The organism is Patulibacter sp. SYSU D01012 (assembly GCF_017916475.1).
In the GTDB taxonomy this organism is placed as follows: domain Bacteria; phylum Actinomycetota; class Thermoleophilia; order Solirubrobacterales; family Solirubrobacteraceae; genus Patulibacter.
Genome location: NZ_JAFMTB010000002.1, coordinates 894,675 through 911,261, shown reverse-complemented (window position 1 = coordinate 911,261; position 16,587 = coordinate 894,675). Strand labels below are relative to the sequence as shown.

Annotated in this window: 20 protein-coding genes; 18 read left to right on the top strand and 2 right to left on the bottom strand. The window is 72.6% G+C overall.

Annotated features, from left to right (window positions below; all coding sequences use genetic code 11):
- The first annotated feature begins 4 nt into the window (after window positions 1-4).
- From J3P29_RS13765 to J3P29_RS13720, 10 genes are all read left to right on the top strand, one after another.
- Window positions 5-400: a hypothetical protein gene (locus J3P29_RS13765; protein ID WP_210494064.1), complete on the top strand. Its 396-nt coding sequence runs from the start codon at window positions 5-7 to the stop codon at window positions 398-400.
- On the top strand, window positions 397-1,314 hold the full coding sequence (atpB, locus tag J3P29_RS13760) for a F0F1 ATP synthase subunit A (protein ID WP_349239845.1): 918 nt from the start codon (window positions 397-399) through the stop codon (window positions 1,312-1,314). The genes J3P29_RS13765 and atpB overlap by 4 nt, the downstream gene beginning before the upstream one ends.
- A 10-nt stretch (window positions 1,315-1,324) precedes the next feature.
- Window positions 1,325-1,615 (top strand): ATP synthase F0 subunit C, encoded by a 291-nt coding sequence (atpE, locus tag J3P29_RS13755; protein ID WP_210494062.1) that lies wholly within the window; start codon window positions 1,325-1,327, stop codon window positions 1,613-1,615.
- 16 nt (window positions 1,616-1,631) lie between these two features.
- Window positions 1,632-2,204, top strand: a complete 573-nt coding sequence (gene atpF, locus J3P29_RS13750; RefSeq protein WP_246851927.1) for a F0F1 ATP synthase subunit B — start codon at window positions 1,632-1,634, stop codon at window positions 2,202-2,204.
- Window positions 2,205-2,209: 5 nt separating this feature from the next.
- A complete protein-coding gene (gene atpH / locus J3P29_RS13745) occupies window positions 2,210-2,740 on the top strand; it encodes an ATP synthase F1 subunit delta (protein ID WP_210494057.1) in 531 nt (176 codons plus the stop codon).
- Window positions 2,741-2,766: 26 nt separating this feature from the next.
- A complete protein-coding gene (atpA, locus tag J3P29_RS13740) occupies window positions 2,767-4,323 on the top strand; it encodes a F0F1 ATP synthase subunit alpha (protein ID WP_210494054.1) in 1,557 nt (518 codons plus the stop codon).
- A 35-nt stretch (window positions 4,324-4,358) separates the two neighbouring features.
- Window positions 4,359-5,273 carry an ATP synthase F1 subunit gamma gene (atpG, locus tag J3P29_RS13735; RefSeq protein WP_210494052.1) on the top strand — a complete coding sequence of 305 codons (915 nt, stop codon included), beginning with the start codon at window positions 4,359-4,361 and terminating at the stop codon, window positions 5,271-5,273.
- Window positions 5,274-5,306: 33 nt separating this feature from the next.
- Window positions 5,307-6,719, top strand: a complete 1,413-nt coding sequence (atpD, locus tag J3P29_RS13730; RefSeq protein WP_210494051.1) for a F0F1 ATP synthase subunit beta — start codon at window positions 5,307-5,309, stop codon at window positions 6,717-6,719.
- A 5-nt stretch (window positions 6,720-6,724) separates the two neighbouring features.
- On the top strand, window positions 6,725-7,153 hold the full coding sequence (gene atpC, locus J3P29_RS13725; protein ID WP_210494050.1) for an ATP synthase F1 subunit epsilon: 429 nt from the start codon (window positions 6,725-6,727) through the stop codon (window positions 7,151-7,153).
- A 183-nt stretch (window positions 7,154-7,336) separates the two neighbouring features.
- Window positions 7,337-7,705, top strand: a complete 369-nt coding sequence (locus J3P29_RS13720) for a hypothetical protein (RefSeq protein WP_210494049.1) — start codon at window positions 7,337-7,339, stop codon at window positions 7,703-7,705.
- Between the two features lie 78 nt (window positions 7,706-7,783).
- On the opposite strand, the gene J3P29_RS13715 is transcribed toward J3P29_RS13720, so the two are convergent.
- The gene (locus J3P29_RS13715; RefSeq protein WP_210494047.1) at window positions 7,784-7,921 is read right to left on the bottom strand and encodes a hypothetical protein; all 138 of its coding nucleotides are present in this window, start codon (window positions 7,919-7,921) and stop codon (window positions 7,784-7,786) included.
- Between the two features lie 88 nt (window positions 7,922-8,009).
- Between J3P29_RS13715 and J3P29_RS13710 the strand changes: the two genes are divergently transcribed.
- The 5 genes from J3P29_RS13710 to J3P29_RS13690 all read left to right on the top strand — a co-directional run bounded on the left by J3P29_RS13710 (window position 8,010) and on the right by J3P29_RS13690 (window position 13,941).
- Window positions 8,010-9,155 carry a M20/M25/M40 family metallo-hydrolase gene (locus J3P29_RS13710; protein ID WP_210494046.1) on the top strand — a complete coding sequence of 382 codons (1,146 nt, stop codon included), beginning with the start codon at window positions 8,010-8,012 and terminating at the stop codon, window positions 9,153-9,155.
- A 99-nt stretch (window positions 9,156-9,254) separates the two neighbouring features.
- The gene (locus J3P29_RS13705; RefSeq protein ID WP_210494045.1) at window positions 9,255-10,616 is read left to right on the top strand and encodes a UDP-glucose/GDP-mannose dehydrogenase family protein; all 1,362 of its coding nucleotides are present in this window, start codon (window positions 9,255-9,257) and stop codon (window positions 10,614-10,616) included.
- A 3-nt stretch (window positions 10,617-10,619) separates the two neighbouring features.
- Window positions 10,620-11,723: an NDP-sugar synthase gene (locus J3P29_RS13700; RefSeq protein WP_210494044.1), complete on the top strand. Its 1,104-nt coding sequence runs from the start codon at window positions 10,620-10,622 to the stop codon at window positions 11,721-11,723.
- Between the two features lie 59 nt (window positions 11,724-11,782).
- Window positions 11,783-12,844 (top strand): bifunctional phosphoglucose/phosphomannose isomerase, encoded by a 1,062-nt coding sequence (locus J3P29_RS13695; protein ID WP_210494043.1) that lies wholly within the window; start codon window positions 11,783-11,785, stop codon window positions 12,842-12,844.
- Window positions 12,845-12,930: 86 nt separating this feature from the next.
- Entirely contained in the window at window positions 12,931-13,941 is a 1,011-nt protein-coding gene (locus tag J3P29_RS13690; protein ID WP_349239844.1) for an NDP-sugar synthase, read from the top strand.
- 101 nt (window positions 13,942-14,042) lie between these two features.
- Here the strand turns inward: J3P29_RS13690 and J3P29_RS13685 are convergent, their stop codons facing one another.
- Entirely contained in the window at window positions 14,043-14,915 is an 873-nt protein-coding gene (locus J3P29_RS13685; protein ID WP_349239843.1) for a cytochrome c oxidase assembly protein, read from the bottom strand.
- 62 nt (window positions 14,916-14,977) lie between these two features.
- On the opposite strand from J3P29_RS13685, the gene J3P29_RS13680 reads away from it, so the two are divergent.
- The 3 genes from J3P29_RS13680 to raiA all read left to right on the top strand — a co-directional run bounded on the left by J3P29_RS13680 (window position 14,978) and on the right by raiA (window position 16,585).
- Entirely contained in the window at window positions 14,978-15,658 is a 681-nt protein-coding gene (locus J3P29_RS13680) for a double zinc ribbon domain-containing protein (RefSeq protein WP_210494042.1), read from the top strand.
- A 36-nt stretch (window positions 15,659-15,694) separates the two neighbouring features.
- Window positions 15,695-16,042 carry a co-chaperone GroES family protein gene (locus J3P29_RS13675; protein WP_210494040.1) on the top strand — a complete coding sequence of 116 codons (348 nt, stop codon included), beginning with the start codon at window positions 15,695-15,697 and terminating at the stop codon, window positions 16,040-16,042.
- Between the two features lie 177 nt (window positions 16,043-16,219).
- Window positions 16,220-16,585 (top strand): ribosome-associated translation inhibitor RaiA, encoded by a 366-nt coding sequence (raiA, locus tag J3P29_RS13670; RefSeq protein WP_210494039.1) that lies wholly within the window; start codon window positions 16,220-16,222, stop codon window positions 16,583-16,585.
- Window positions 16,586-16,587 lie beyond the last annotated feature (2 nt).

The following is a 16,587-nucleotide window of genomic DNA, read 5'->3' as shown; positions in this document are numbered from 1 at the left end:
CCGCGTGAAGGTCGCTCGCCTCCTGGACCTCGTCGTCCTGCTGCTCGCCCTCGTGGTGTTCGTGGTCGCCGACCTGCCGATCCTGGCCTGGGTCTCCGTGGCCGTCGCCTGGATCGCGCAGCGCGTCGTCAACGCGTACCTCGTCGCCCGCGCGGAGGCGGAGGGCAAGGACGCGGGGCGCGCCCTCAACTTCGTCGCCGTCGGCGTCGTGAGCCGGGCCTGGATCCCGGGCCTCGCCGCGCTCCTCGTCGGCCTCCTGACCGACCGAGAGACCGGCTTCGCGGCCGTCATCCTCGCGGTCGTCGTGTTCACCGTCCACTTCGTCACCAGCCTGGTGCTGCACGCCAACCATGGCGGGCGCCCGGCCCCGGTCCAGCACCCCTCGGAGGGGCAATCGTGAAGCTGCGCCACCGCGCCCTGATGGCCGCCACCCCGCTCGTCGCCGCGCTAGCCGCGCCGGCGCTCGCCTCGGCGGCGGACGAGTTCAAGCCCGATGCCGAGTTCGACGTCAGCAAGCCGCTGATCGGGCCGCACATGGAGCTGTTCGGCATCGACCTGTCGATCAGCAAGGCCGTCCTGTACGTCATCCTCGCCGGCCTCCTGACGGTGCTGACGCTCGTGCTCATCGCGCGGCGCATGCAGGCGCACCCGCGGGGGCGCGCCGAGACCGTCGTGGAGTGGGCGTACGAGTTCGTCGACTCCACGATCGTCGGCGACAACATCGCGTCGAAGAAGACCGCGCGCACGTGGTTCCCCTTCATCGCGACGCTCTTCTTCTTCATCTACTTCTCGAACGTCCTCGGCTACCTGCCGCTGCCGACGAACCAGGAGCACACGTTCAGCGTCTTCGGCGCCGACATCCCCGCCTTCGCGCTCTACGCCGCGACGGCGAACATCTCGATGCCGCTGATCCTGGCGCTCGTGGTGTGGATCTCCTACAACGTCGTCGGCATCCGCAAGCACGGCGTCTTCGGCTACGTCAAGGGCCTGGTCCCGAGCGGCCTGCCCTGGTGGATCCTGCCGCTGATGTACCCGATCGAGATCCTGTCGCACTTCGTCCGGCTCATCTCGCTCTCGCTGCGTCTCTACGCCAACATCCTGGCCGGCCACCTGCTGATCCTGTTCATGGCCGGCGGCCTCGTCGTCCTGCTCGAGCCGGGCTGGGTCGGCGCAGGGATCCTCGGCATCGCGACCGCCGCGATCGCCGTCGTCTTCTTCCTCTTCGAACTGACCCTGGTGGCTGCCCTCCAGGCGTTCATCTTCAGCACCCTCACCGCGATCTACATCGGCGGCGCCGTCGCCGAGGAGCACTAAAGGAGCACCCGTGGACATCTCCATCATCACCACGCTCGCGCAGGCCGCCGAGAGCCTCGACACCGCGACGGCCGCCGGCGAGAAGGCCGGCCGCGCCATCGGCCTGGGCCTGGGCACCGGTCTTGCGGCGCTCGGCACCGGCATCGGCGTCGGCTTCATCTTCGGCAAGACGATCGAGGCCATCTCCCGCCAGCCCGACCTCGCCGGTGACCTCCAGGGCCGCATGTTCCTCGGCTTCGCGCTGACCGAGGCCACGGTCTTCTACGGCTTCGTCGCGGGCCTCATCGCGTTCTTCGTCTGATCCGATGCTGGCCACGTTGACCACGTCCGGGACCCTGGTCCTGGCCGCCGCCGAGGAAGGGAGCGATGACCTGAACCCGCTCGTCAAGCCCGTGCCGGGCCTGATGATCTGGGTGCTGCTGGTCTTCGTCATCTCCCTGTTCGTCCTCGCGAAGTACGCCTGGCCGCCGATCCGCGACGTGATCGACAAGCGCCAGCGCGCGATCGAGGACCGGATCAAGGCGTCCGAGGACGCGAAGGCCGAGGCCGAGCGCCTGGCCGAGGAGTACCGCCAGCAGCTCGCCGCCGCCCGCGCGGAGAGCGAGGAGATCGTCGCCCGTGCCCGTCGCTCCGGCGAGCAGGCCGAGCGCGAGGCCATCGAGGAGGGGCGCAAGACCCGCGAGTCCCTCGTGGAGCAGGCCCGCCGCGACATCGAGGCGGAGACGCGCCGCGCCAAGGACGAGCTGCGCGGCGAGGTCGCCGCGCTGACCGTCGAGGCGACCGCGAAGGTCACCCGCAAGACGCTGACCCCCGAGGACCAGCAGCGCCTGCTCGACGAGGCCCTGAGCGAGATCGACTTCTCGCAGCTCTCGGGCCAGGGCCGGAGCTAGGAACCATGGAAGACATCGCTCGCGTCTACGCCCGCTCGCTGTTCGAGGTCGCCCGGGACCAGGGCACCCTCGACACGGTGGCCGGGCAGCTGGCCCAGCTCGACGACGCCTTCGCGGCGTCGCGGGACCTGCGCCTGTTCTTCTACTCGCCGTACTTCACGAGCGGCGAGAAGCGGGACGCCTTGCCGCGCCTCGTGGTGGACGGCGAGCCCGCGCTGATGAACCTCCTCGACCTGCTCGTGGAGAACCACCGTCTGCCCCTGCTGCCGCGCCTGCGGCGCAGCTTCGACGGGCTGTGGCGGGAGGAGCGTAAGCTCCTGCCTGTGACGATCACCAGCGCGGTCGCGCTGGACGAGCAGGCCGCCCAACGCATCGGCGACGAGATCGGTCGCCGCACCGGTCGCACGGTCGAGCTCACCACCTCGGTCGATCCCGATCTCGTCGGGGGCCTGACGCTCCGCGTCGGCAACCAGATCCTCGACGCCTCCATCCGTAACCGCCTCGAGTCGCTCCGCCGCCAGGTCGCGGCCGGCTGACCCGCCCTTTCAAGGACCCAAGCTCCATGCAGATCAAGCCCGACGAGATCACCAGCATCCTCAAGAGCCGCATCCAGGGCCTGGACGCCGGCGCGTCCGAGCTCACCGAGGTCGGCACCGTCCTCTCCGTCGCGGACGGCATCGCGCGCGTCCACGGCCTGGACAACGCGGTATCCCTCGAGCGCCTCGAGTTCCCGCACGGCGTCACCGGCCTGGCCCTGAACCTCGACTCCGACAACGTCGGCGCCGTGCTCTTCGGCGACTGGGAGAAGGTCGTCGAGGGCGACACGGTCAAGCGCAGCGGCAAGCTGCTCGAGATCCCGGTCGGCGAGGCCCTGCTGGGCCGCATCGTCTCCCCGCTCGGCGTGCCGCTCGACGGCAAGGGCCCCATCGAGACGACGGAGACCCGTCCGCTCGAGTTCAAGGCGCCGGGCATCGTCGCCCGTCAGCCCGTCACCGAGCCGCTGCAGACCGGCATCAAGGCGATCGACGCCATGATCCCCGTCGGCCGCGGCCAGCGCGAGCTCATCATCGGCGACCGCCAGACCGGCAAGACGTCGATCGCGATCGACACGATCATCAACAACAAGGAGTCCGGGGTCATCTCGGTCTACGTCGCGATCGGCCAGCGCATGGCCACGGTCGTCGGCCTGGCCCAGACCCTCGCCGAGGCCGGCGCGCTGGACTCCACGATCATCGTCGCCGCGTCCGCCGACGAGGCCGCGCCGATCAAGTACGTCGCGCCGTACGCGGGCGCCGCGATGGCCGAGTACTTCGTGTACAAGGGCGGCCACACGCTCGCGGTGTACGACGACCTGACGAAGCACGCCTTCGCGTACCGCCAGATGTCCCTGCTGCTGCGCCGCCCGCCGGGCCGCGAGGCGTACCCGGGCGACGTCTTCTACCTGCACTCCCGCCTGCTCGAGCGCGCGGTGAAGCTGTCCGACGAGCTCGGCGGCGGGTCGATGACCGCCCTGCCGATCATCGAGACGCAGGCGGGCGACGTGTCGGCGTACATCCCGACGAACGTCATCTCGATCACCGACGGCCAGATCTTCCTCGAGCCGAAGCTGTTCTACTCGGGCGTCCGCCCCGCGATCAACGTCGGCATCTCGGTCTCCCGCGTCGGCTCGTCGGCGCAGACGAAGCCGATGAAGAAGGTCCAGGGCGGCCTGAAGCTCGCGCTGTCGCAGTACCGCGACCTCGAGGCCTTCGCGCAGTTCGGCTCCGACCTGGACGCCGACACGCGCAAGACCCTCGACCGCGGCGCGCGCCTCGTGCGCACGCTGAACCAGGGCGAGCGCTCGCCGCTGCCGGTCCAGGACCAGGTCATCCAGATCTACGCCGCCACGAACGGCTACCTGGACCGCATCGCCGTCGACCGCGTCGAGGACTACCTCGAGCGTCTCGTCGAGTCGGCGAAGTCCGAGATCGGCGGCACGCGCGAGAAGATCGCGTCGGGCGACTGGTCCGACGACACGATCGGCGAGGTCAAGGCCTTCGTCGCGAAGTTCACGGAGCAGGACTTCGGCTACGACCTCGACGAGCACGGCGAGCCGCTGACGCAGGGCGCGTCGGCCTGATGGCCGTCGCCCTCCGACCCCTCGGGAGCTGACGCATGGCGCAGAGCGACGTCAAAGCCCGGATCGCCTCGGTCCAGAACATCCGCAAGATCACGCGGGCCATGGAGATGGTCTCGGCCTCGCGCCTGCGCAAGGCCGAGCAGCGCGCGGCGTCGCTGCGCCCCTACGCGGACGCGGTGCGCCGCATGACCAGCCAGGCCGCGGCCGCGGCCGGCGCCGGCGAGCTGCAGGCCCAGCCGGTCCTGCAGACGCACGAGCAGGAGAAGGTCGTCGGCCTCGTCCTCGTGACGGCCGACCGCGGCCTGGCGGGCGCCTTCAACTCGCAGATCCTGCGCGCGGGCCTCGCCCGGGCGGAGGAGCTCGAGGCGAAGGGCGAAGAGGTGCGCTACTACGTCACGGGTCGCCGTGGCGAGGCCGCGCTGAACTTCCGCAACCGTCCCGTCGACGGCGCCTACACCGGCTTCACCGACGCGCCGAACCAGTCGCACGCGGCCGAGGTGGCCGAGGCGCTGGTGGCCGCGTACGTGGACGGCCACGTGGACCGCGTCGAGGTCATCTACAACGGCTACGTCTCGCCGCTGGTGCAGGAGGTCCGTCGCGAGACGCTCCTGCCCCTCGCCGCGGCGAGCGTCGTCGACGACGCCGGCGAGCACGACCTCGCCGGCGAGGCCGACCAGGGCTCGGGCCCGAAGGCGCTCGTGGAGTACGAGCCCGACCCCGCCGAGATCCTCGCGGAGCTCGTGCCGGAGTTCGTGGAGATCTCGCTGCTCCGCGCGCTCCTCGAGTCGGCCGCGTCCGAGCACGGCGCGCGCATGACCGCCATGCGCAGCGCGTCGGACAACGCCGGGGATGTCATCCAGAGCCTCACGCTCGCGATGAACCGCGCGCGCCAGGCCGACATCACGCAGGAAATCATGGAAGTCGTCGCGGGCGCCGAGGCGCTGAGCTAGCCCCGCCCGGACCCGCACGAAAAGAGAAAGACCATGGAAGCCGGAACCTTCACCGCTACCCACACCGGGCGGATCGAGTCGATCCAGGGCGTCGTCGTCGAGGCGTCGTTCCCCGACGGGCTGCCCGAGATCAACAACGCGATCGAGACGACGCTCGCCGACGGCACGAAGCTCGTCTTCGAGGTCCAGCAGCACCTCGGCGACGACCGCCTGCGCGCGGTCGCGATGGAGTCGACCGACGGCCTGGCCCGCGGCACCGAGGTGCGCGACACGGGCGGCCCGATCTCGGTCCCCGTCGGCCGCACGACGCTCGGCCGCATCTTCAACGTCCTCGGCGACCCGATCGACGAGGGCGCCGAGCTGGATCCCGAGGCCGAGCGCTGGGGCATCCACCGCCACGCCCCGAAGGTCGAGGACCTCACCCCGACGACCGAGATGTTCGAGACGGGCATCAAGGTCATCGACCTGCTCGCCCCGTACGCCAAGGGCGGCAAGGTCGGCCTGTTCGGCGGCGCCGGCGTGGGCAAGACCGTCCTGATCCAGGAGCTCATCAACAACCTGGCGCAGGAGCACGGCGGCCTGTCCGCGTTCTGCGGCGTCGGCGAGCGCACCCGCGAGGGCACGGACCTCTACCTGGAGATGCAGGAGTCGGGCGTCATCGACAAGACGATGCTCGTCTTCGGCCAGATGAACGAGCCCCCCGGAGCCCGCATGCGCGTGGCCCTGACCGGCCTGACGATGGCGGAGTACTTCCGCGAGCAGGGCGGCCAGGACGTGCTGCTGTTCATCGACAACATCTTCCGCTTCGTCCAGGCGGGCTCCGAGGTCTCGGCGCTCCTGGGCCGCATGCCGTCCCAGGTCGGCTACCAGCCGACGCTGGAGTCGGAGATGGGCCAGCTGCAGGAGCGGATCACGTCGACCCGCCAGGGCTCCGTCACGTCCGTGCAGGCCGTGTACGTCCCGGCGGACGACCTGACCGACCCCGCCCCGGCCGCGGTGTTCGCCCACCTGAACGCCCAGACGGTGCTCTCGCGCTCCATCTCGGAGAAGGGCATCTACCCGGCGGTCGACCCGCTCGACTCCACCTCGACGATCCTCAAGCCCGAGGTCGTGGGCCAGGAGCACTACGAGGTCGCCAACCGCGTCAAGGAGATCCTGCAGCGCTACAAGGAGCTGCAGGACATCATCGCGATCCTCGGCATCGACGAGCTGGGCGAGGAGGACAAGATCCTCGTGCAGCGCGCCCGCAAGGTCGAGCGCTTCCTGTCGCAGCCGTTCCACGTCGCCGAGCAGTTCACGGGCTCGCCGGGCCAGTACGTGCCGATCGCCGAGACCGTGCGCTCGTTCAAGGAGCTCATCGACGGCGAGCACGACGACCTGCCCGAGTCCGCGTTCCTCCTCAAGGGCTCGATCGACGACGTCGTCGAGGCCGCCAAGAAGGGCTGATCGCCGTGGCTCACACCCCGTTCCGCGCTGAGGTCCTCACGCCCACCGGCGAGCTCTTCTCCGGCGAGGTGCAGCAGGTCTCGACCCGCACGGTGGCGGGGGAGATCGGCATCCTCGCGAAGCACGTCCCGCTCCTCGGCCGGCTCGAGCCGGCCGAGCTGCGGGTGACGCTGCCGAACGACGGCGAGGTCAAGCGCTGGGTCCAGACCGGCGGCTACCTGCAGGTCGCGCAGGACGGCAGCGTCCTGCTGCTCGTCGACCACGCGTTCCCGGTCGAGGAGTACGACCGCTCGAAGGTCGAGGCGGACCTGCGCGAGGCCGAGGAGCGCCTGGCCGGCACCGAGAAGGGCACCGAGGCGCACCGCCTGGCCCTGGCCGGCAAGCGCCGCGCCGACGCCCTCGTGCGCGTCGGCGACGCCCTCGCGCAGCGCTGAGCGCCGTCCCCACGCATCCCCGAAGCGCCGCGGGCCCGGATCGTCGATCCGGGCCCGCGGCGCTTCGTCCTCTGGTGGACCATCCACCCCGCGATCCCGCCACACGAGTGCCCTCACGCCATCGTTCAGTGTGAAACGATTTTGGGGTTGCAGTGGGGGTGGGGAGGCGTCTACGGTGGAGACATGTTGCAGACCACACACATCACTCGCCGCGACTTGGGCCGCTGGTCGCGTTCCGCGCGGAGGACCGTCGGCATCGGCGCCGCCACCGGCGCGCTCGCGGTGGTTGGCGCGCTCGGCTTCGGGGCGGCGCCCAGCTCGGCGGCGGCGTCCTACGCCTGTGGGGACACCATCACGAGCAACGATGTCGGGCCGTCGGGGTACAGCCTGCTGTACTACCGCAACTGCGGTTCCACCACCGTCCGGCGCAAGGCGGACATCGCCAACAACTCGGACGGTGCGTGCCACTCGATTGCGCCTGGGCAGACCGTGCTGCTCGATTCGAAGCGCAAGGGCACGCTGGGCCACTACCGGGGCTCGAAGGCCTGCTGACGGCGCGGCGGGCGGGCGACGCGTCGCCCGTCCGCCGGCTGCGCCTCGGCCCTGGCGGCCGTAGGCCGGTCAGGCGGCTCAGAAGCCGCCGAAGTGGTTCCAGAGCATCGAGCCGAACATCACGACGAGCGCGACCACGCTCGCCAGGCCGAAGCCGAGGACGCTCGGGACGAGGGAGATGTTCGTGGTCTTGTCGCTGGGGTGATCGCTGCTCATGCGTGGCTCCGTCGGAGGGGTCCGGGGCATCTTCGCACGGCCGTGCCCGCGCGCGGCGGCGGAGCGGGCGGACGCCTAGGCTGTCGCCATGGACGAACGGGTGCTCACGGAGCGGCTGGTCGGGTACGACACCTCGACCCCGGACGGCCTCCGCGCCGCCGGAGGCTTCGTCAAGGGCTGGCTCGAGTCCCACGGCATCGACGCGCGCGACGTGGATCACGACGGGCTGCCGGTGCTCCTGGCCAGCGTCGGCCCGACGGACCCCGACGCGCCCGCCGTCGTCTTCCACGGCCACGTCGACGTCGTCCCCGGCCTGGAGGGGCAGTTCACCCCGCGCCCCGACGGCGACCGCCTGTACGGGCGCGGCACCTACGACATGAAGGGCGGCCTGGCCGCCATGCTCTGCGCGCTCCACGACTGCGCCCAGGAGGGCGCGGCCGGCGGCCCCGCGGGCCGGGCGCGCGTGCAGCTCGTCGTCGTGCCCGACGAGGAGAGCGAGCAGGTCAACCGCCGCTCGACGGACGCGCTGGTGAAGGCCGGACTGCTCCGCGGCGACTTCGCGATCACGGGCGAGCCGACCGAGCTGCAGATCGGGGTGCAGGCCAAGGGCGTGCTCGCGATGCGCCTGGCGGTCCACGGCGTGTCGGCGCACGGGTCGACGCCCTGGCTGGGGGACAACGCCGCGCTGAAGGCGTTCGACGTGTTCCGGCGGATCGAGACGCTGCCGTTCTCGCGCCAGAGCTCCGACCTGTACGACCGCCCGTCGATCAACCTGTCGCGGATCCACGGCGGCGACGCCTTCAACATGGTCCCGGACCGCTGCGAGATCACGATCGACATCCGCTTCGTGCCGGGGCAGGAGCCGGAGGAGATCCTGCGGCAGGTCCGCGCGATCCCGGACGTGGAGGTCCTGAAGGTCCTCGAGCGCGCCCCGGCGATCGTGTCGCGCTCCAACCCGTTCGTCGTCGCCCTCCGCGACGCGGTGGGGCGCACGGGGGAGGGCGCGGGCCTGACCGTCGGGCGCGACGGCGCGTCCGACGCGTTCGCGTTCCTCGAGGCCGGCATACCGGCCGTCGAGTTCGGGCCGAGCGGCAACGGGCACCACGGCCCCGAGGAGTGGGTGTCGGTCGCGTCACTCGCCCGCTACCGCCAGGCGCTCGTCGAGTTCGTGCGCGCGGTCCCCGAGGCCGCGGCGCAGGCGCGGGCGGACGCGCGGCTCCAGGGCGAGGCGTAGGCGGCCGGCCGGCGGCTCCGTGAGCTGCGTCGCACGACGCCCGCGGGAGGCCTCCGGCGGGGCGGCTCGTCGGCGCGGCGGTGTAGCCTCACGGGTCTTATGGCTGCAGATCGTGAGCCCATCGGCGTCATCGGCACCGGCTACGTCGGCCTCGTCACCGCGGTCGGCTTCGCCGAGCTCGGCAGCGACGTCGTCTGCGTCGACATCGACGCCGAGAAGATCGCGCGCCTCGAGCGGGGCGAGATCCCGATCTACGAGCCCGGGCTCACCGAGCTGCTCGAGAAGAACCGCGAGCGCCTGACGTTCACCACCGACATCGCGGTCGCGCTCGAGCGGGCGCGCCTGCTCTTCGTCGCCGTCGGCACCCCGCCCACGTACTCCGGCGACGCCGACCTCTCCGCCGTGCACGCCGTCGTCGCCGCGATGCCCGCGTCCGACCAGCACGCCCTGGTGATGAAGTCGACCGTGCCGGTCGGCACGGGCGCGGCCATCAAGCGCACGTTCGAGCAGCAGGGCAAGGGCGGCTTCCGCTACGTCTCCTGCCCCGAGTTCCTCAAGGAGGGCACGGCGGTCGCCGACTTCCTGCGCCCCGATCGCGTCGTGGTCGGCGACGACGGCGACTGGGCCGGCGACGCCGTCGTCGAGCTCTACCGCCCGCTCCTGAACGCCGAGCACGGCGGCCAGGGCCCCGAGGCGCCGCTCGGCGAGCTCGTCCGCACCGACATCGCGTCGGCCGAGATGGTCAAGCTCGCCAGCAACGCGTTCCTGGCCACGAAGATCTCGTTCATCAACGAGATCGCCAACGTCTGCGAGGAGACGGGCGCCGACGTGCTCGAGGTCGCCCGCGGCATGGGCCTGGACGAGCGCATCGGGCCCAAGTTCCTGAAGGCCGGCATCGGCTTCGGCGGCTCGTGCTTCCCGAAGGACGTCACGGCCCTGAAGCAGCTCGCCGGCAACTCGGGCTACCACTTCCAGCTGCTCAACTCGGTCATCGAGGTCAACGAGCTGCAGAAGCGCCGCGTCATCGGCAAGCTCGAGAAGCACCTGGGCACGCTCGTCGGCAAGCGCATCGCGCTGCTCGGCCTGGCGTTCAAGCCGAACACCGACGACATGCGCGAGGCGTCGTCCCTCGTGCTCGCCGCCCGCCTGCAGGCCGCCGGGGCGACCGTCGTCGCGCACGACCCGATCGCCGCCGAGGTGGCGCGGCCGATGCTGCGCGGCGTCGAGATCAGCGACGACCCGCTCGGCGCCGCCAAGGACGCGGACGCCGTCGTGCTCGTGACGGAGTGGCAGGAGTTCCGCGACCTCGACCTGGCGGCGCTGCGCGAGACGATGGCGGGCGACGTGCTCGTGGACGGCCGCAACGCCCTCGACGGCGCGAAGGCCGCGGCCGCCGGGCTGCGCTACGAGGGCATCGGGCGTCCCGCCCAGCTCCCGGCGGCGGCCGCCACGACCGCCTAGCCCGTGCAGGCCGTCATCCTGGTGGGCGGGAAGGGCACCCGCCTCCGCCCGCTCACGCAGCACCGACCCAAGCCGATCGTCCCGCTCGTCGACCGGCCCTTCATGGCCTACATGCTCGAGTGGGTCGCCTCGCACGGGATCGAGGACGTCGTGATGTGCTGCGGCTTCCTGGCGGACTCGATGGTCGAGGAGCTCGGCGACGGCTCGCGCTTCGGCGTTCGGCTGACCTGGGTGCAGGAGCCCGAGCCTCGCGGGACGGCGGGCGCGCTCAAGCTGGCCGAGCCGCACCTGGACGGGCGCTTCGTGATGCTCAACGGCGACGTGCTGACCGACGTCGACCTGAGCGCCCAGATCGCCCAGCACGAGCGCACCGGGGCCGTGGGGACGCTCGGGCTGGTGCCCGTCGAGGACCCGTCGGCGTACGGGCTGGTCCGCCTGCACGCGGACGACCGGGTCGACGGGTTCCTCGAGAAGCCGGATCCGGAGGAGATCGACACGGACCTGATCTCGGCCGGCGTGTACGTCCTCGAACGCGACGTCCTCGACCTGATCCCCGCCGGCCGCATGGTCTCGATCGAGCGCGAGGTCTGGCCCCGGCTCGTCGACAACGGCCTGTACGGCTGCGTGCACCGGGGCCGCTACTGGATGGACATCGGCACGCCGGAGCGGTACCTCGAGGGCACCGCCGACATCCTCGCCGGGCGCGTCCAGACGCGCGTGCTCGAGCGGCTCGGGGCCGGTCCCGTGCACGCCGGCGCGCACGTCGCCGACGGGGTCGTCGTCTCGCACGCGGCGCTCGTCGAGGAGGGCGCGAACGTCGGGCCGCGCTCCACGGTGGGGGCCGGGACGGTCGTCGGCCGCGACGTCGTCGTCGGCCGCGACGTGATCCTCGAGAACGCCGTCGTGCTGGACGGCGCCCGGGTGGACGACGGCGTGCGGCTGCGCGACTGCATCGTCGGCGCCGGCGCCCACGTCGAGCGCGACGCGAGCGTCAGCGAGCACGCGATGATCGGCGACGGCGCGCGGGTCGGGAGCGGCAACGTGCTGGCCCGCGGAGCCCGGGTCTCGCCCGCCGCGACCCTGCCCGCGGATACGCTGCGCTTCTGACCGCGCGGTGCGGCGTCGCCGCCCCGCGTCCCGCCCTGCCACCCCAGCGGAGGATCGCCATGCCCGACACCACCAGCCTCGACGTCGCCGCGGTCTCCGCGGTCGACGCGAGCGACCAGATGGCCGACGCCCTCGCGCTCGGCGACCACCTGCGCGACGCGATGTGGAAGGCGGAGTCGGCGAACCTGGGCACCTGGGACAGCCCGGGCGGCCTCGTCGTCGCCGGCGTCGGCGCCTCGGCGATCGGCGGGGTCCTGGCCCGCGCGGCGCTCGGCGACCAGGCCGCGCGGCCCGTCCTGTCGGCCCGCGGCTACGAGCTGCCGTCGTGGACCACGGCGGACACGACGGTCCTCTGCGCGTCCTACAGCGGCGACACGGAGGAGGCCCTGGCGTGCTTCGAGGCCGCCGGCGTCATCGGCGCCCGCCGCGTCGTCGTGACCTCTGGCGGCGAGCTCGGCCGCCTGGCCCGCAGCGAGGACGTGCCGGTCATCCCGGTCGCCGGCGGGCTGCAGCCCCGTGCCGCGGTCGGCTACATGCTCGTCGCGGTGCTCGAGGCCGCCGCGGCGTGCGGCGTCGGGCCCTCCTTGCGCGCCGAGCTGGACGTCGCGGCCGAGGCCCTCGACCGGCTGGCGGGGGAGTGGGGCCCCGGCGCCGACGACGACAGCCGCGCGAAGACGCTGGCCCGCGCGCTGCACGGCACGGTCCCCGTCTTCATGGGCATGGGGATCACGGCCCCCGTCGCCTACCGCTGGAAGTGCCAGGTCAACGAGAACGCCGAGTCGCCCGCGTTCTGGAGCGAGCTGCCGGAGCTCGACCACAACGAGGTCGTGGGCTGGGGCGGCGCGCCCGACGTGGCGCCGTTCTCCGCGGTGCTGCTCGAGGACTGCGACCAGCACCCGCGGCTGGTCCGCCGCGCCGAGCTGACGGCCGAGGTCATCCGCGACCGCGCCGCGGGCGTGCACCGCGTGGAGTCGTGCGGGGGCACGGCCGTCGAGCGGGTGCTCTCGCTCGTGCTGCTGGGCGACCTCGTCTCGATCTACCTGGCCGTCCTGCGCGGCGTGGACCCCGGTCCCGTCGCCGCCGTCGAGCGCCTGCGCGCGGCCCTCGCCGCGGAGGCCTGAGGCCGCGTCCGCGCCGGGACGGCCGCCCCGGCGCCGGGCCGGCGGCGGTCCGCGCCCCGTGATGGGGGTGCGGTAGCGTTGCGCGGGTGCTGCCCGCAATGGTCCTCGCCGCCGGTCTCGGAACGCGCCTCCGACCGCTCACCTTCGAGCTGCCGAAGCCGATGGTGCCGCTCCTGGACCGCCCGGCCATGGCGCACACCCTGGACCTGCTGCACCGCCACGGGATCGACCGGATCGTGGCGAACCTCCACTACTTCCCGGACACGATCCGCGACTACTTCGGCGACGAGCTGACGTACGAGTACGAGGAGGAGCTGCTGGGCACCGCCGGCGGCGTCCGCAACGTCCGCGCCTTCTTCGGCGACGAGGCGTTCCTCGTCATCTCGGGCGACGCGCTCACCGACCTGGACGTCTCCGCGCTCGTCGCGCGCCACAAGCAGTCCGGGGGCGTCGCGACGCTCTGCGTCAAGCAGGTGACCGACACGTCGGAGTACGGCGTGGTCCTCCACGACGCCGACGGGCGCATCACGGGGTTCCAGGAGAAGCCGGACCCCGACGAGGCGCTGTCCGACCTGGCCAACTGCGGCATCTACCTGTTCTCCCCGGAGATCTTCGACTACTTCCCCGACGAGCCGTTCGTCGACTGGGCGCACGACGTCTTCCCGCGCCTGCTCGAGAACGACGTGCCGTTCCACATCCACCGCATGGAGGAGTACTGGAACGACGTCGGCTCGCTCGACGAGCTGCGCAACGGCACCTTCGACGCGCTGAGCGGCCAGCTGCACCTCGAGGCGCTGCCCGGCGCCGGGCCGGACGCGATCATGGTCGGGGAGGGCTCCTCGCTCGACGCGGCGGAGCTCGTCGAGGGCCCGGTGTGGGTCGGCACGAACGTCACGATCGGTGCGGGCGTCCGTCTGCAGGGGCCCCTCGTCCTGGGCGACAACGTCGTCGTCGGCGAGGGCGCCGCGATCAAGCGCTCCATCGTCCTGCCGGGCACGCAGATCGCTCCGAAGACGATCCTGATCGAGGCGATCACCGGGCAGACCGGGATCGTCGAGGCGCTGCGCCCGCGCGCCTCCTCCCGCGTCGGCGTCTAGCGCCGTCGCGGCCTGGGGCCGCCGCCCACGGTCCCGGCGGCCGCGGTCCCGGCGGCCGGCCGGGACCGCCCGTCCGGCGCCCCGTCTGGCGGGGCCGACGCCTAGCGGTGGCCGCCGGCCATGAAGGCCGTGTCGCGCGCCGCGCGCGCGTCCGCCTCGGCGGCCTCCGCGCGGTCGAGCAGGCGCTCCTCGCGCTGCGCCTGCTGCTCCGCCTCGCGCAGGCCGCGGATGAAGAGGACGCCGAACGCGACGCCCATGATCAGCACCTGCTCCGTGGCCATGAGGGCGCCGGCCATCGCCTGATCGGCGACGGGGGAGAGCCCCCAGTACGCGGGCTGGTCCGCGTAGAAGCCGTACAGCGCCTTGGGGGCGAAGGTCAGCGCCATCCCGAGCAGCCCGACGGTCACCTTCGTCACGCCCATGTAGCCCATGGGGCCCATCGCGGTCATCCGCTCGCGCCCCGGGATCGGGCGCAGCAGGTGCCACCAGTAGAGGAAGCCCACGCCGGTGAAGGTCATGTGCTCGAAGAGGTGCACCGTGTCGTGGCGCGACGCGGCGTCGTACAGCGCCGGGATGTGCCACACGTACATGCCCAGCGTGTACGCGGCCAGGCCGAAGAGCGGGTGGGCGATGAAGCCGATCCGCTGCTCGATCCAGAGCACGCGGCGCGTGATCGGGCGCATGATCACGCGGTTGAGCCCGAACAGCAGCAGCAGCGGCATGACGTCCAGCAGCAGCAGGTGCTGGGTCATGTGCATCACGAGCAGGTGGTCGCCCAGCCCGTCGATGGGGTTGCCCTGCGCCACGACGAGCACGAGGCCGCCCGAGACCCAGGAGACGAGCCGCCAGACGGAGGCGTTCGCGCGGTCCCCCGAGCGCCGCACGGTGATCCAGCGGCGGACGTAGACGGCCCACAGGATGATCGCGAGGATCGTGGGCGGGAGCTCGAGCCCCCACGAGATCGGCGGTGACACGACTCGGGATTGTCGCACTCCGGGCCTTCTCCCGATCCGCCCCGCCGGGCGACGATCCGGCGATGGCGCGCATCGTCGATCTGGTCGCCGCCGCGCTCGTCCCCGAGCGCTGCCTGCACTGCCGGGGTCCGGCGCGCGCCGGCGCGCCGCTCTGCGACGCCTGCCGGCGCGCGCTGCCGTGGCTGCCCGTCGACGGCTGCCCGCGCTGCGGCCTGCCCCGGCCGTGCGCGCAGGGACGCTGTCCGGCCGCGCGGACGGCGCTGGCCGGCGCCTGGGCCCCGCTCGCCCACGAGGGGGCGGCCCGGGCGCTCGTGCTGGCCGCGAAGGCCCGGGCCGCCCGGAGGGTCGCGCCGTGGCTGGCGGCGGCGATGACGGCCCGCGCCCCCGCGGGCCTGCTCGCGGGCGTGGAGGTCGTCGTCCCCGCGGCCGCCGACCCGGCCCGCCGCCGGCGGCGGGGGGAGGACCACGCCCGGCTCGTCGCCGACGCCGTCGGCCGGGCGCTCGACGCCCCGGTGGCGCCGCTGCTCGTGCGGCGGCGGTCCGCGCCCGCGCAGCACGCCCGGGGACGCACGGCGCGGCTGACGCTCCCTCCGCCGATCGTCGCGGGGCCGGTCCCGGCCGTCGTCCTGCTCGTCGACGACGTGCACACGACGGGTGCGACGCTGGCGGCGTCGGCGGACGCGCTGCGGGCGGCGGGCGCGCAGCGCGTCGTCGCGCTCACGGCCACCCGGGCCCTGCGCTGAGCGCGCGGGGGAGACCGTCTACCGTTCGGCCCAGCGATGAAGCAGCAGCTGCGTCCCCTCTTCGACCGCGTCGTCATCAAGGAGCTCGAGCCGGACCGCGTGCGCCGCTCCGGGCTGCTCGTCCCGCCCGGCTCGCACGAGCCGCCGCCGCAGCACGGGATCGTGCTGGCGGTCGGTCCCGGCCTGGACTGGTGGCAGCAGGCCGGCGTCCGGATGCCGGTCAAGCCGGGCGACCACGTCGTGTTCCCCGCCGCCGCCGGCACCTGGATCGACGTGGACGAGGAGCGGCTCCTCGTCTGCCGCGTCGGCGAGCTCCTCGGCGCGCTCGAGCCGTTCGACGAGGCCGCGGGGCCGGTCGACGTGGCCGCCGACGACGAGAGCTGAGGCGTCCGGGCGCGCGTCGCGGTGGTCGCCCGACCGGGGTTCTCCCCGATGGGGACGGGCGGTTCGCCACTTGGCCATAGCACGTTGTCCGCACGGACGCCCGGCGGGTCTTGCCACGCCATATCGGGGCTGTTACCGTCGCGTTACCGCTGGACCCCAACACCGAAAAGGAGCGCCATGCGGATCGAAGTGAAGGGTCGCAACTACCCGATCACTGAGGAGGTGCGCGAGTGCATCGCGCGCCGCTTCCGAAAGGTCGATGCCCAGGTCTCGGAGCTCGCTGAGCTCGAGATCGAGCTCTCGGAGGCGAGGAACCCGGCGATCGCCGAGCCGTTCCGCGCCACCGCCACGTTGCGCCTGAAGGGGGTGACGCTCCGGGCCGACGACGCGAGTCGCGGCATGGAGCACGCCATCCATCTCGTCGAGCAGGAGCTCTCGCGGCAGGTCAAGCGCCACCGCGTCCAGCGTCGCCACCGTCGCGACGCCCGTCGGACCGTCCAGATGCAGCGTGCCCAGGCGGAAGGGGCCGCGCCGCCCGCCTGATC